General features: G+C 58.6%; 8 protein-coding genes. 1 reads left to right on the forward strand and 7 read right to left on the reverse strand.

From position 1 onward, the window contains the following. The first annotated feature begins 176 nt into the window (after positions 1-176). A complete protein-coding gene (locus tag AC07ZE_RS22975) occupies positions 177-8,003 on the forward strand; it encodes a dermonecrotic toxin domain-containing protein (protein ID WP_259331991.1) in 7,827 nt (2,608 codons plus the stop codon). A gap of 45 nt (positions 8,004-8,048) precedes the next feature. On the opposite strand, the gene argR is transcribed toward AC07ZE_RS22975, so the two are convergent. The 7 genes from argR to acs all read right to left on the reverse strand — a co-directional run bounded on the left by argR (position 8,049) and on the right by acs (position 16,072). Further along, complete coding sequence (gene argR / locus AC07ZE_RS22980; protein ID WP_207266743.1) at positions 8,049-9,029, reverse strand: GlxA family transcriptional regulator; 981 nt, start codon at positions 9,027-9,029, stop codon at positions 8,049-8,051. Between the two features lie 250 nt (positions 9,030-9,279). Further along, entirely contained in the window at positions 9,280-10,044 is a 765-nt protein-coding gene (locus AC07ZE_RS22985; RefSeq protein WP_007971015.1) for an ABC transporter ATP-binding protein, read from the reverse strand. Between the two features lie 28 nt (positions 10,045-10,072). Beyond that, the gene (locus AC07ZE_RS22990) at positions 10,073-11,185 is read right to left on the reverse strand and encodes a M14 family metallopeptidase (protein ID WP_207266744.1); all 1,113 of its coding nucleotides are present in this window, start codon (positions 11,183-11,185) and stop codon (positions 10,073-10,075) included. 1 nt (position 11,186) lies between these two features. Further along, complete coding sequence (locus AC07ZE_RS22995; protein ID WP_207266745.1) at positions 11,187-11,885, reverse strand: ABC transporter permease; 699 nt, start codon at positions 11,883-11,885, stop codon at positions 11,187-11,189. After that, a complete protein-coding gene (locus AC07ZE_RS23000) occupies positions 11,882-12,571 on the reverse strand; it encodes an ABC transporter permease (protein WP_095193266.1) in 690 nt (229 codons plus the stop codon). Before AC07ZE_RS23000 ends, AC07ZE_RS22995 begins: the two co-directional genes overlap by 4 nt. Positions 12,572-12,662: 91 nt before the next feature. Further along, complete coding sequence (locus AC07ZE_RS23005) at positions 12,663-13,439, reverse strand: ABC transporter substrate-binding protein (protein ID WP_207266746.1); 777 nt, start codon at positions 13,437-13,439, stop codon at positions 12,663-12,665. A gap of 677 nt (positions 13,440-14,116) precedes the next feature. Continuing rightward, positions 14,117-16,072, reverse strand: a complete 1,956-nt coding sequence (acs, locus tag AC07ZE_RS23010) for an acetate--CoA ligase (protein ID WP_207266747.1) — start codon at positions 16,070-16,072, stop codon at positions 14,117-14,119. Positions 16,073-16,097: the final 25 nt, after the last annotated feature.

Below are 16,097 nucleotides of genomic sequence, written 5' to 3' on the forward strand. Positions count from 1 at the left end.
AACTGGCGAGCGATGGGGGGGATTGTAAGGACAGTTTTCAGCCCGGCCTTGCCGCCAAGCGACAACTTCTTATAGCGCAAACCCCGGATTTCCCCGGGTTTACGGCAATGCGACATATAGGGTCGCAAAGGCGCAGTTTAACTGCCTGGCAGGGTTAGCGGCAGGGTTGCCGGGATTTGATTTGCGCCAACGGCCCATGCCCTAACTATGTACCGCATCTTGAGCGCCACGTTCTGATTTGCTTGGGCATTCTTAAATACTCAAGGATTGGTACGATGAAATTGCCCCAAGGACCAAAGCCCGCAGCGACAACCGACACGTTGTCTGCGCAAAACCCCGATAGTCACTATCAACACCTGAAGAACGCACTGCCCGAATGGCTGGGCCACGCCTCGCCCGCCAGACGCATGGCCTTGAAGAACACTCAACCTCAGCTCCTCGACCGCCTGAAGGCTGCGCCGGCCAAGCTGCACCAGGACATGAAGGCACTCAACGCGACCCACTGGACGGCACAAAATGATGTCGACCAACGGCTGGCGCACCTGCAAGACGCCAGCACCTTTGCCGAACCCTTGCTCAAAGCGGCCTTAAGCAGCCGTTTCGGCCTGGAACTGGACGTCAGAAACACCTACCTGCGACTTTACATACCCGCGACCATCCCCTGGTTTTCGGTCAAAACCGGCGGCGCCCGCGCCTGGACGGTGTCGCTGCTGGACGCGGCGTTGCACAACTTCGAAGAGCAGGAGGCCGAAGATGATGCCTATGAGTCCCACTCGACCTATATCACCGCCCCCACGCAGACAGGACAGTTCGCCCCCCTGCCCGCCATCAAGCAAAAGCTGAGCATCCCGGCGTTTATTCAACTGTGCCGGGAACTGGACATCGGAGCCCGGTACGCAAGCCATCTCGGCGAAAACCTTGGCCTGGGCGAACCGGTCGCCGCAACGGCGCTGCAAGTCAAAATCAACAAAAGTCAAAAAGCCGCAATGATGGCCGCCTTGCAATGGGCGCGAATGAACGACGATATCTGTGAAGAATACTTCCGCCTGATCGGCGGGCAGCTCGATGAATTGCAAGGTCTGCGCATCGATGGACAGGCATTGCAGTGCCATGACCTGACGATGCTGTCCGCCAACCTCACCGGCATCGTGGTATTTGTCCCCGACCTTGAGCAGAGTCGACAGACAAGTCGCGTGGTGGCGTATGTACCGGATGACCCCGAGCACCCGTTCAAGGAGTACGCCTCCCCAAAAGAGATGACGGTCGAGCTGACCCGCAAATTGCGCTCCAAGGATTACCAGCGGTTTTTCAGCCGCTTTGTCGACCACGAGAAGCGAGGCGTGTTCTTCGCCAACCTCAATCATCGCCTGAGCAAACTGGAGTGGCATGAACCCGTTCCGGGAAGCTCCCTGCCCACATGGCGGGAAACGCCCATCGACAAACCGAACCTGCAGTTTGTGACCACGGCAATCACCCCCCCACTGTGGAGGCACCTGTATGAGACCAAACTAAGCAAGATCCTCAACGACGCTCGTGTTATCGCGGTCTCGACAGCCACTGCCGATCAAAAAGCGCGCTGGGCGCTGTGGGATTCTTTCGCCAACATCGCTTCCGCCATTCTCCAGGCTGCCGCGTTCATCGTCGCACCGTTCGTGCCGGTGCTGGGTGAAGCGATGATGGCCTACATGGCGTATCAATTACTCGACGAAACGTTCGAAGGCATTATCGAATGGGCCGAAGGGCAAACCACCGAAGCGTTCGAACACCTGATGGGGAGCTTGGAAGCATTGATACAACTGGGGGCCTTTGCGATAGGCGGCACCATAGCGGCCGGCGAATACCACAAGGTTTTACCCAAAGAGATCGTTGCATTCATTGATCGATTCAAGAAGGTCGAATTGCCCGACGGTCAAACCCGCTATTGGAAGCCGGACCTTACGACCTACGAGCAAAAAGACGTTCCACAATCGCGGGCCAACGCCCTGGGGCTGCATCTGGATGAGCAAGTGCAACTGTTGCCCATTGACCAAGCCCACTTTGCCGTCAGTGAAGATCCAGTCTCCGGCCAGTACCGCATTGACCACCCGACGAGGCCAAATGCTTACAAACCAACCCTGCGCCACAATGGCGAAGGCGCATGGCACGCTGAGCTTGAGCAACCGCTGGAATGGGACACCGCCACCGCGTTGCGACGGATCGGTCCTGCTGTCGACGGGTTCTCGCCTGCCCGGCGCGAGCAGATTCTCCAGGTCAGTGGCTGCACCGAAGATGCGCTGCGCAAAATGCATGTCAATCAGGAGCCGCTTCCCCCACTGCTGGCCGATAGCATCAAGCGCTTTCGGATCGATCAGGACCTGCAGCAGTTCATCGAGCAGCTGGACAGCGAACAGCCGCAACAGTACCTCAAGGCCGACGCTGTGACTCAACTGCAACTACTCACAGAGCATGACCAATGGCCACCCCGAAAAAGGCTGGGCTGGGTGGATGAACAAGGTGATATCGCCTGGACGTCTTCGACCGACGAAACCCTGCCGCTGACAGTCCTTCGTCAGGACAGCTTGCTAAACGGGGACCCGCTTGGAACGCTGCTTCGATCCTTGGACGAAAGCGAAATCAAAACGCTCTTGGGAGAAGTGCCCAACGGCCCCCCTCTCGCACTGGAGGTGCGAACCCGAACGCTGCGCAAACAATTGGCGAAGGTTGCGCGGCAACAACGACCGTCGATGTTCGAATCCCGCTATGAAGCGCTGCAGACAACCAACGATCCTCTGGCACAGAAACTCGCTCAACACGATCGGCAACTGCCTGCCAGCGTCACCAGGGAACTGCTCATCACCGCTTCGACCACAGAACTTCAGCAAATCAGCGAAGGCAGGCTGCCCGAACGTCAGCAAGCGCTGATGCAGCTGGCGAGCCAGGAAGTGCGTGTCAACCGCGCCTTTGAAGGACTTGAGCTGGACTCTCTAAACAACCCTGATACCGATACCCTGGCCTTGCATAGCCTGCAACGGCTGGACGGCTGGACCGGCGAGGTACGCATCGAGCTTCGCGAAGGTGAATACGAGGGACAACCATTCGATAGTACCGGTCGGGTAGACGCCCCCGAACAGAAAGTGCTGGTTCGACAGTCCGATGGCAAATGGCAGCCCTACAACCATCGAGGCGAGGCACTGAGTCCTTCCACCGACTTTTACTCCAGCATCCTGCACGCCCTGCCCGACTCAGAGCGCCGCGCGCTGGACATTCACATTGGCCAGGGTCCCAGACTCAAAGAAGCCATTCGCGCTCGACCACTGGAGCGCAGCGAGCTTCGCGTGGCGATATCGCCCCAGCCAATACCAACCCCGGTCGTGGACACCCTCCGCCTGGTGGGTTCGGACGGATATCGACGCATCGTCGATACACAGAATCGCACCTTGCAGGACCGCGCACGCGAGGTGTATCCAGGGCATTCTCCTGAAGAAATCGAGGCGCTGATTTCACAACTGCAAAACCATCCTGCCGGTGTTCGCGCAGAACTTTCCCGTCTCAACAGCGAATACACCCGACTCGTCAACGATTTACACCGTTGGGCAAACGACATACCGGACAACGACCCCGTCAGCGGGCTTGCGTTGACCGCAGAGCAACGCCGGATCGCCTCGCTCAATCGCAGGAATTTCAAGGCAGACATCGAGAAATGCTGGCGCAAGGAAACACGCACAACGGTTGGCTATGTGCTGCACATTGAAGGTCCGTTGTTCGGTGATTTCCCGGTATTGAATGCCGACCTCAGCCACGTCAGCGCGCTAACGATAATGGGCGGTTCCGGTCATGCATCTCTCGAGTCGTTTCTGCAGGGTTTCCCCAGGCTGCTGCATCTGCATATCGAGAATTTCGCCCTGGCGAAACTGCCAGGCGCGATTACAGCAATGCCTACGCTGCGACAATTAATCGTGCGCAATGGCGGCATCACGCTCTCCGCCGCCGATCAGCAAACGCTGGTGTCATTGCGTCAGCTTACGCTGCTGGACCTAAAGAACAATCCACTGGCGCTTCCTCTCGACATCCATACCCTGCCCTCGTTGCGATACCTGGAACTGAGCCGAACGGGTATTACCGCTGCCCCCGCCGGACTGCTGGACCACCCTCAGCTCACCAAAGGCCTGTTCACTGACAACCAGATCACCGAACTGCCCGCGGAACTCTTCACGCTGGAGCCAGACCTCGCCGACGGGTTTAACTTCGGACACAACCCGCTGACGCCCGCCATGCGTGAGCGTGTGAAGGTTTACTACGCCCGGACCGGAAAACACTTCGGGATTCTTCCCGAACAGGTCGATATCGATCGGGTGATCGCCCTGTTTCCGAACAGGGATGTCACTCAAGCGACTGATTTGCTCTATCGCATTCCCGGCCCCCTGGCGCAGGGTCGAGCACGACTCACCGAATGGGAAGCGGAAATAAATCGTTTGACTGGCGACCTTTCGCGCTGGAATACCGATGTTCCGCTGAATCACCCTGGCACCGGGCACCCGTTGAACATTAATGAAACCTTCTCCGAACAGGTCGCAAGAGAAGCCTTCAGCCAACAACTGGAGCAGCTCTGGCGCAACAGACCGAGTAACGATCAGGTCCACTTCAGCTCGCAGCTGAATTTCATGGGCGACATGCCGATACTCACGGCAGACTTCAGCCACATCGCCCACCTGACCCTCACAGGCAACACCACGATCAGCGCAACCACCCCATTCCTGCAAAGGTTTTTGGGGCTGCGCAGCCTGCATCTGAACAACTTTGCCCTGGATCAGGCACACCAGGTTATTACCCGCATGCCGGACCTTGACACCTTGACTCTGGAAAATTGCGGCGTGGTGCTCACCCCCGACTTTCAGGCAGCACTGACTTCGTTGCAAAAGCTGCAAACGCTGGAGCTATCCCATAATCCCTTGGGTACGCCCCCCGATCTGACAACGCTGCCCGAATTGACGTATCTGGACCTGTCCAATACCGGTATTACCAGCGTTCCTGCCGGGTTGGCCGACCATCCGCTCCTGCAATCCGCTATTTTCAATAACAACCTGCTGCCTGAAGTGCCGCAAGCGCTGTTCAATCTTCCACTCAATCGTCTGGATGGCTTTGATTTCGCCGACAACCCCCTTTCGCTGGCAAGCCGGGAACAGATCAAGGCCTTCTTCCGTTCGACCGGGCAAGATTTGGGTGTGTGGGCTGACCAGGCCGATATCGAGCTTGCGCAACAATTGTTTCCTGCCCTGGATGCACAAGACGCCAGTGATGTGATTTATGACTTGCCCGGCACACTGGAAGACGGCCGGGTCCAACTCAGGCACTGGAACGCCGAGTTCACGCAACTGAGTAACGACCTCAGGGCATGGGAACGCGATGTGCCTGCCCATCACCCTGTCACTGGACAACCGCGCAATGCCGACCAACGGTTTTCCGACTACGTCTCCAGGGCCGAGTTCAGGCAGGCGCTGGAGCAATTCTGGCGTCGTCGATCGCAATCGTCTCGCGCGCGCGAAACGGTATTCGAAGCGAACCTGACCTTCTCAGGCGATATGCCTCAGCTCACGGCGGATTTTCGCCATGTATCCAGCCTGACCTTGAACGCAAACGTTGCGATCCGCGCAATCGACCCGTTTATTGAACTGTTCCCGAACCTGCACACCCTGCGTCTGCACAACTTTTCACTCGATCGAATACCCACGGCAATCACACGTCTGCAGGGTCTCAAGGAATTGAGACTGCGCAGTTGCCAGATGGCGCTTACGCCCCAGAGCCAGGCAGCGCTTTCATCGCTCGGTCATCTCGAGTTGCTGGATCTGAGCGGTAATCCGCTGGGTCTTTCGCCCGACCTGAGCGCCATGCCTTTGTTGAACGAAATTCGACTGTCCAATACCGGTATTTCCAACTTGCCGCATGGATTCACCAAGCTTGAACATTTGAGCACCGCCCTGCTGGATGGAAACCTGATTTCCCATCTCCCTGACACGCTCTTCAGCCTCGACACGGACCTCATAGAGGAGCTCAATCTGGCCAACAACCCGCTGTCCGAAGCCAGCCGTAACAAGATCAAAACCCACTACGCAGAGCACAAGTACGACTTCGCCGTACCGGCCAATCAGGCTGATATCGATCGGGCACGAGTCCTGTTTCCACAGCTTGATAACAAAAATGCCAGTCATGTCATCTACAAACTGCCTGGATCGCTGGAAGACGGTCGCACTCAATTGACACGCTGGGAGGAGGAAATCACCTGGTTGACCGATGAACTCAGCGCTTGGGCCGATGACGTCCCGGCGCTATCCCCCACCACCGCCCAACCTCTGCGCGCCATGGAATTGAGCGAAGAACGTAGCAACCGGAAGCAGTTTTCCGACGAGATCGTGCAATTCTGGCGCCAAAGGGACATTGCGGCACCCGAAATGAGGGTGCAAGCATTCAGAGCGGATCTGCCCTTCATGGGAGATATGCCCGCGTTAACTGCCGACTTCAGTTATGTCTCGCAACTGTCCCTTATCGGCAACAATGCCCTGCAAGCCTCGTCTGGCTTCCTTGAGTGCTTCACTGGCCTGGAACATCTGGAAATGCGCGACTTCCAACTGGGCGGCATACCGCAGGCGATCACTCGTATGCCCTCGCTCGAAAAACTGGTATTGAGCCATTGCGGCGTGGTACTGGATGCCGAAGGTCAGGCGATGCTTGCATCACGCGCCCATCTGACCCTGCTGGATCTGTTCGACAACCCACTGGAACGCATCCCGGATCTAAGCACTCTGCTGGCACTCAGATTCGTTGATCTTTCCAGCACGGGCATTGATCGCATTCCCCCTGGGCTGCTCAACCATCCACAACTTGAAACAGCCCTCCTGAGCAGCAACCGGATCACTGAGCTACCCGATGAACTCTTCAACCTGGCCGCCGACGTCAGTGACGGTTTCGACTTTGGCCACAATCCACTGTCCACACCGGTCCGGGAACGGATAAAAACCCATTATCGTCAAACCGAAAATGATTTTGGCGTTTTGGCTCCCTTGGCGGATATCGATCAAACCATTGAACTCTATCCCGCACTGGACATCGAGCAAGCCAGCAAACTCATCTATCGTCTGCCAGGCACCCTGATCGATGGGCGCATTGAACTGACACGCAAGCAAACCGAACTCGCCGACTTGATCAGCGATCTGGAGGTATGGACCACGAATATTCCCGACCACCCCATCACCGGCCACCCCCTCAGCGGCGAAGAGTTGCTGCAGGAACAACTCAAAAGAAAAACCTTCAAGGAAAATCTCGAGCGGTGCTGGCGCCAGATACCGACAGAAAACGCCTCGACCAGCGATTTTGGCTTTTCATCCAACCTCTCAATCATGGGTGATCTGCCCGTGCTGACGGCCGATTTCGGGCATGTACTGGAGCTTTTCCTGACAAGCACCGGGAACATTGCCCCAAGGGCCGGCCAATTTCTGGACTACTTCCCTAACCTGAGCAGCCTGGCTATACGGGGCTATCAACTCGACGACATTCCACAGGCGGTCTTCAAGATGCACAGCTTGACCGCGCTGAGCCTGCCGGAATGTCGTATCACGCTTTCGCGCAACTCACGCGATGCACTGGCGGGCATGATCAATCTCGACAGCCTGAACCTCAGCGGCAACCCACTGCGCCGCACGCCCGACCTGCGTAACCTGCAGCAATTGTCCACGTTGAATTTGAGCAACACTGGGCTCAGGGATGTACCGAAGGGATTGTTCGAGAGTCCCAACCTGGTACAAGTCGATTTGTCCGGTAACGCCGTTACCGAGATGCCGGTCGAGCTGATGCAGGCCAATCCAGATCTCACCGCGAACTACAACTTCAGAGGCAATCCGTTTACCGCACAAAGCCTGCAGCGTATTGCCACTTACTTTCATGAGACGGGAAACACCCTGGGGATCGACGCTGTGGCAGGCATGCCGAGGCCAGGCAACCGGCCGCCTGACGTAGAGAGGGAAAGCGCTTGATCGTGCAAGGCCATGGATGCAATTGCATGGCCTTTTAAAGGGCAGTCAACCGCGTTCCGACGGCACTGAAGACAACTCGAACGGACTGCTGCTGCGTCGCTGGTTGCGATCTTCCCGCGGCGTGGCGCCGAAGAAGTTGCGGTAGGCACTGGAAAAATGCGGCCCCGAGGAAAAGCCGCACGACAGGCCGATCTGGATGATCGACTTGCTGGTTTGCATCAACATCTGCCGGGCCTTGTTCAGGCGCAACTCCAGGTAGTACTGGCTCGGCACACGGTTGAGGTATTGCTTGAAGATCCGCTCCAATTGTCGACGGGACACGCACACATGCTGGGCGATTTCGTCGGTGGTCAGCGGTTCTTCGATGTTGGCTTCCATCAGCAACACGGCCTGGGTGAGCTTCGGATGGCTGGAGCCGAGGCGATTCTGCAATGGGATGCGCTGACGCTCGCCGCCCTCGCGGATGCGCTCGACCACCAGTTCTTCCGACACCGCACCGGCCAGCTCCGCACCATGATCACGGGCCAACACCGCCAGCAACAGGTCGAGTACCGACATGCCGCCACACGCAGTCAGGCGATCGCGATCCCAATCGAACAGATGACTGGTGGCAATGACCTTCGGGAAGCGTTCGGCGAAATCATCCTGCCAGCGCCAGTGCACGGCCGCGCGATAGCCATCGAGCAAGCCGAGTTGCGCCAATGGATAGACACCGGCCGACAGGCCACCGATGACACACCCGGAACGCACCAGTTGCTTCAACGCACTGCTGAGCGCCGGCGCCAGAGTCGTCGGAGGCTCGTCGGCGAGCAGGAACAGTTTCTGGAAGTTTTCGAGCTTGCCGGTCCAGGCTTCGCCGGGCAATTGCCAGGCGCTTTCGGTTGGCGGTTCGGCCTGCAAGAACGACAGTTCGTAGACCACGTCCGGATGCACACGCTGGGCAACACGCAAGGCCTCCTCAGCCAGCGCAAGCGTCAGTGCTTTAGTGCTGGGCCAAATCAGGAAACCAATTCGATGGGCAGTCATGGGTGGGCAATCCGAAACGAAGAACAGTGATGAAGGCATGGGCCAATGCTAGCCCGTAAATGAACACAAATCTCAAACCGGCTCAGATCTAATTGTGGGAGCGAGTCTGCTCGCGAAAGCGGTGGATCAGTCAACATTTGCGTTGGATGTCACACCGCATTCGCGAGCAGGCTCGCTCCCACAGGAGATCGGCAGGGCCGGCCTTAGATTGCGAAGCATGCACTATCGCGGTGCACACCGGCAGTCTTGATTACTTGAGGCTGCCCGAGAGGAATTGCTGCAAGCGCTCCGATTGCGGGTTCACCAGCACTTCACGCGGGTTGCCGCTTTCTTCGACGACACCTTTGTGCAGGAACACCAACTGGTTCGACACTTCACGGGCGAAGCCCATTTCGTGGGTCACCACCACCATCGTCCGGCCTTCCTGGGCCAGGGCCTGCATGACTTTCAGCACGTCACCGACCAGCTCCGGGTCCAGCGCCGAGGTCGGCTCGTCGAACAGCATCACCTCGGGTTCCATCGCCAGCGCACGGGCAATCGCCACGCGCTGTTGCTCGCCGCCGGACATGTGACCCGGGTAGGCGTCCTTGCGATGTGCCACGCCCACTTTGTTCAGGTAGTGCTCGGCTTTCTCCCGTGCTTCGGCCTTGGATACACCCAGTACGTGGACCGGCGCTTCCATGATGTTTTCCAGCGCCGTCATGTGCGACCACAGGTTGAAGTGCTGGAACACCATCGACAGGCGCGAACGCATGCGTTGCAGCTGTTTCGGGTCGGCGGCCTTCAACGCGCCGTCCTTGTTCGCCACCAGCTTCAACTCTTCGTTATTGAGCAGGATCTTGCCCGCGTGCGGCTGCTCCAGCAGGTTGATGCAGCGCAGGAAGGTACTTTTGCCGGAGCCACTGGAGCCGATGATGCTGATCACATCGCCAGCCGCCGCTTTCAGGGACACGCCCTTGAGCACTTCGTGACTGCCATAGCGTTTATGCAGGTCTTGGACTTCAAGTTTGTACATGCGGTCGGTTCTCACAAAAAGCAGTCAGTCAGTCGTTGAGCAAGCGCCCGTGACGCAGCGCTTCGCGCCCCGCCACCTTGGCCAGCCAGAAACCGGGTTGGGCATAACGCAGCCGTTCAATGGCAAACAGCACCCCGGACGTACCAGCACACACCGTGCTGACCCGATCCGCCAGCGGATCGATCACTTCAAAAATTTCGTCGCCGGCTTCGATCCACTCGCCGGGTTTACGCAGAAAACTCACCACACCCGGATGCGGCGCGAACAGCAACTCAGTGCCTTCAAACGGCAGACCTTCGCACGGCTCATGCGCTGCATTCGGCCAGTCGCCGCTGATCAGGCCTTGCTCGGCGAGGAACGCCAGAATGCCTTCGGCGTGCGCCTCGGTCTCAGCGCGACCGGTGTCGGCCTGACCACCCAGTTCAATGGTAGTCGCCAGGCACGCCAACGGAATCTGCGCGTCCGGGAACAGACGCGACAATCGCAGCCACGGCAGCGAACAGGCTTCGTCGAAGGAGCTGCCGCCGGAATCTTCCGCCAGCAGGCCGACCCGCACATTCAGGTGCGCGGCCAGCGAACGCCACTGCGGCCAATGCTGCGGCAAGGCGTACAGGTGCAGCGCTGCTTCGCAATCGCAGTGCAGGTCCAGCACCACATCGGCGGTGCAGGCATGGCTGAGCAAGACGCGCTGCATGCCCTGCAACTGGCTGGTGGCCGGTGGCAACGCGGCCAGCACATCGCTCATGGTCTGGCGAATCAAACGGATGTTGGCGTGCGGGTCATCACCCAGATGCCCATCGAGCTCAGCGGCCACAGGCGCACTGAGTTCGACGAAGTCGCGGTTGAAATTCTTGCCGCTGCCCGCCTCGAAACGCCCTTGATGATTGCCCTGCAGCAGTTGACCGAGGCCGAGCGGGTTAGCCACCGGCACCAGCTCGATCACACCGTTGAGCAAGCCCTGGGCTTCGAGTTCGGCCAGGCGCTTTTTCAGCGCCCAGGCCGTGCGCATCCCCGGCAGCTCATCGGCGTGGAGGCTGGCCTGGATGTAGGCCTTGCGCTCGCCACTGCCGAAGCGAAACACCGAGATCTGGCGCTCGCTGCCCAGATGACTCCACGGCAATGCATGATCGATGCGTTCCATATCAGTGCTTCCGCGGGGCCAGGTAGCCCAGCCAGCGGCGCTCGGCCAGCTTGAACAGCTTCACCAGAATGAAGGTCAGGCACAGGTAGAACACACCGGCGGTGATGTACGCCTCGAACGGCAGGTAGAACTGCGCGTTGACCGTGCGCGCGGCCCCAGTGATGTCGATCAGGGTCACGATGGACGCCAGACTGGTGGTCTGCAACATCATGATCACTTCGTTGCTGTACTGCGGCAGTGCGCGACGCAGGGCCGACGGCAGCAGGATGCGCTTGTACATCTTGACCCGCGACATGCCCATGGCCTTGGCCGCTTCGATCTCACCGTTCGGTGTGGCCCGCAGGCTGCCGGCGATGATTTCGGCCGTGTAGGCGCTGGTGTTGATGGCGAACGCCAGGCACGCACAGAACGTAGCGCTGGACAGCCACGGCCAGAGGAAGCTTTCACGCACCGCTTCGAACTGCGCCAGACCGTAGTAGATCAAGAACAGCTGCACCAGCATCGGCGTGCCGCGGATCACGTAGGTGTAGAGCCACGCGGTCAAGTTGACCACGGCGTTTTTCGAGACCCGCATCAAGCCCAGCGGCAGCGCACACAGCAGGCCGAAGAACAGCGACAGTGCGAGCAGTTTGAGGGTGGTCACCAGGCCGCCGAAGTACAGCGGCAAGGACTCCCAAATGACGTTGTAGTCGAAGATCATAGATCAGCCGCCCTTACGCCTACCGAGTAGCGCTTCTCAAGGTGACGCAATGCCAGCAACGAGACACTGGTGATCACCAGGTACAAAGCCGCCACTGCGAGGAAGAACGTGAAAGGCTCACGGGTGGCATCGGCCGCCTGCTTGGCCTTGAACATCATGTCTTGCAGACCCACCACCGAAATCAGCGCGGTAGCCTTGGTCAGTACCAGCCAGTTATTGGTGAAGCCCGGAATCGCCAGGCGAATCATCTGCGGCACCAGCACCCGGAAGAACACCTGAAAGCTGCTCATGCCGTAAGCCATACCGGCTTCGGCCTGACCTTTGGGAATCGCCATGAACGCGCCACGGAAGGTTTCCGACAGGTACGCACCGAAGATGAAGCCCAGGGTGCCGATACCGGCGGCCAGCGGGTTCAGGTCAATGTATTCGTCGTAGCCCAGCATTGGCGCGACGCGGTTGAGCAGGTCCTGGCCACCGTAGAAAATCAGCAGGATCAGCACCAGATCGGGAATGCCACGGATCACCGTGGAGTACAGATCGCCCAGCCAGGCCAGCCAGCGTACCGGCGACAGACGCAGTGCTACGCCGATCAGACCCAGAACAATGGCCAGGGCCATGGACGACAAGGCGAGCTGAAGCGTCAGCCAAACGCCATCGAGGATGACAGCCCCGTAGCCTTTCAACATGATTCAGGTCCTCGAGAGTTGGGATGAAAAAATGGCGCAAACCGCAGAGACCCTGTTGCTTGCGCCATTTCGGACTTGTCGCCGGGACGTGTTACTTGCCGTAGATATCGAAGGCGAAGTACTTGTCCTGGATCTGCTTGTACTTGCCGTTTTCGCGGATGGCAGCGATCGCGGTGTTGATCTTGTCTTTCAACGCGTCACCCTTGCGCACCGCGATACCTACGCCGTCGCCGAAGTATTTGACGTCGGTAAAGGCCGGGCCTACGAAGGCGAAGCCTTTGCCAGCGTCGGTTTTCAGGAAACCGTCATCCAGCAGCGTAGCGTCTGCCACGGTGCCATCGAGGCGGCCGGCGGCGACATCCAGATAAATTTCGTTCTGCGAACCGTATGGTTTGATCTCGGCACCCAGTGGCGCCAGGACTTCGCGGGCGAAGCGCTCGTGGATAGAACCACGTTGCACGCCGATGTTCTTGCCTTTGAGCTCGGTCAGGTTGTCGCTGACCTGAGTACCGGCCTTCATGACCAGGCGTGCCGGGGTGTTGTAGTACTTGTTGGTGAAGTCCACGGACTTCTTGCGATCTTCAGTGATCGACATGGACGACAGGATCGCGTCGATCTTGCGCACTTTGAGTGCAGGGATCAGACCGTCGAACTCTTGCTCGACCCACACGCACTTGACCTTCATCTCTTCGCACAGCGCGTTGCCGATGTCGTAGTCAAAACCAACGATGCTGCCGTCCGGCGCTTTGGACGCAAACGGAGGGTAAGCCGCTTCGATACCGACTTTCAGAGGTTTTTCATCGGCGAAGGTTGGCAGGGACAGCACGCAAGACAGTGCCAGGGCGCCAAGCAGCACGAGTTTCTTCATCTTGGGACTCCATCGGAAAAGGGCTAAAACGGCAGAGTGAGCGACAGCCCAATATGCGAATGAGTGGAACCGGAAAGCGTTGCTGCGTCCTACATTGCGTGTGCGAAATTTCAACACAGACAACGACGAGCGAATGATCGGCATTCTAACGACAGGCCCGAAGCCGATATTTCTTCAATGCGACAACTAGTTACAGATGCACTGAGAAAGCCGCTAGGGCACGTTGACAGCCTTGCAAAATCATGCAAGAGCAAAAGAGAGTAAACCAATCTATATTGCAAATTGCGGGCCTATTATTGGCAAACCCTTCTAATCCGGCAAGCTTGGCGTGGGGTGTTATTTTATTGCGGTGTTTTTGAGACCTGCACAGAGCGACTCGCGTTTCCCAACGCCCCGTATCGGCGCGTGCGGTTACACATTGGGTTACTTGAGAACTGGCAGGTAACAGTGGAAAAGGTCCTACGAGGGAAACCGATAATTATTGGCTGTTGCTTATGGGGCGCCTGAAAGATTGCCTACGCGAGCAAGCCCGCTCCCACAGGGGATGCTTCAACTCGGCCCATGTGGGAGCGAGCCTGCTCGCGAAGAGGCCCACCCAGCCAACACAAAACCTTCAGACAATAAAAAACCCCACCAGGCGCAACACCTGGCGGGGCTCCATGACTCAGGATTGCCGCTTACGCAACATTCATCGTCTTGTGCGTATCAATCAAATGCTGCACCACACCCGGATCGGCCAGGGTGGAAATATCCCCCAACCCTTCGTATTCAGCGGTCGCGATCTTGCGCAGAATCCGCCGCATGATCTTGCCCGAACGCGTCTTCGGCAGCCCCGGCGCCCACTGGATGACATCCGGCGAAGCAATCGGGCCGATCTCTTTACGCACCCAGTTTTTCAGCTCCAGGCGCAATTGCTCGCTCGTTTCTTCACCAGCGTTCAAGGTGACGTAGACATAAATACCCTGCCCCTTGATGTCGTGCGGCACCCCGACCACCGCCGCTTCGGCGACTTTCGGGTGAGCGACCATCGCGCTTTCAATCTCGGCGGTACCCATGCGGTGGCCGGAAACGTTGAGTACGTCATCCACACGACCGGTGATCCAGTAGTAACCATCGGCATCGCGACGGGCGCCGTCACCGGTGAAATACATGCCGCGGAAAGTCTTGAAGTACGTATCGACGAAACGGTCATGGTCGCCGTACAGCGTGCGCGCCTGGCCTGGCCACGAATCGAGGATCACCAGATTGCCCTCGGCCTCGCCTTCGATGATGTTGCCCAGGTTGTCCACCAGGGCCGGTACCACGCCGAAGAACGGACGTGCGGCGGAACCCGGTTTGAGGGCGTGAGCGCCCGGTAGCGGGCTCATCATGTTGCCGCCGGTCTCGGTCTGCCACCAGGTGTCGACGATCGGGCAACGGGACTGGCCGACATTCTTGTAGTACCAGTCCCAGGCTTCCGGATTGATCGGCTCGCCCACCGAACCGAGCAGGCGCAGGCTGCTGCCATCGGCGCCTTCAACAGCGGCAGTACCCGCCGCCATCATCGCGCGGATCGCGGTCGGTGCGGTGTAGAGGATGTTGACCTTGTGCTTGTCGACGATCTTCGCCACACGGGTGATGTCCGGATAGTTCGGCACACCTTCGAACAGCAGCGTGGTCGCGCCATTGGCCAGCGGGCCGTAGACGATGTAACTGTGGCCGGTGACCCAGCCGACGTCGGCGGTGCACCAGTAGATTTCACCCGGACGGTAGTCGAACACGCGCTCGTGGGTCATGGCCGCGTACAACAGATAACCGCCGGTGGTGTGCTGCACGCCCTTCGGCTTGCCGGTGGAACCGGAGGTGTAAAGGATGAACAGCGCTTCTTCGGCGCCCATCTCTTTCGGCGCGCAAACGGTGCCGGCCACTTTCATCAGGTCTTCGTACCAGATGTCGCGGTGCTGGTTCCACTTGATGTCGCCACCGGTGCGCTGGCACACGATGACTTTCTGGATGCTGCTGGTTTCCGGGTTGGTCAGGGCGTCGTCGACGTTGGCCTTGAGCGGGATCTTCTTGCCGGCACGAATACCTTCATCGGCGGTAATCACCACTTTCGAGCGGCAGTCGATAATGCGACCCGCCAGGGCTTCCGGCGAGAAGCCACCGAACACCACCGAGTGAATCGCGCCGATCCGGGTGCAGGCCAGCATGGCGACCACGGCTTCGGGAATCATCGGCATATAAATAGTCACCACATCGCCGCGGTGCACATCCTGGCCACGCAGGGCGTTGGCGAATTTGCAGACCTGTTCATGCAGTTCGCGGTAGGTGATGCGGCGGCTTTCGGAAGGGTCGTCCCCTTCCCAAATGATTGCCACTTGATCGCCGCGCTCGGCCAGATGACGGTCGAGGCAGTTGTAGGAAACGTTCAGGGTGCCATCGGCGAACCATTTGATGTCGACATGGTGATCGTCGAAGGAAGTCTGCTTCACCGTGGTGAAAGGCTTGATCCAGTCGAGGCGCTTGGCCTGCTCGCGCCAGAAACCGTCCGGGTTGACGACCGACTGCTGGTACATGGCCTTGTAGGTCGCCTCGTCAGTCAGCGTATTGGCCAGAACCTCGGGACGAACGGGATACAGAGAAGCCGCACTCATCTTTCTTACCTCGGTGGAATAGTTG

This window comes from Pseudomonas sp. GW101-3H06 (assembly GCF_059424605.1).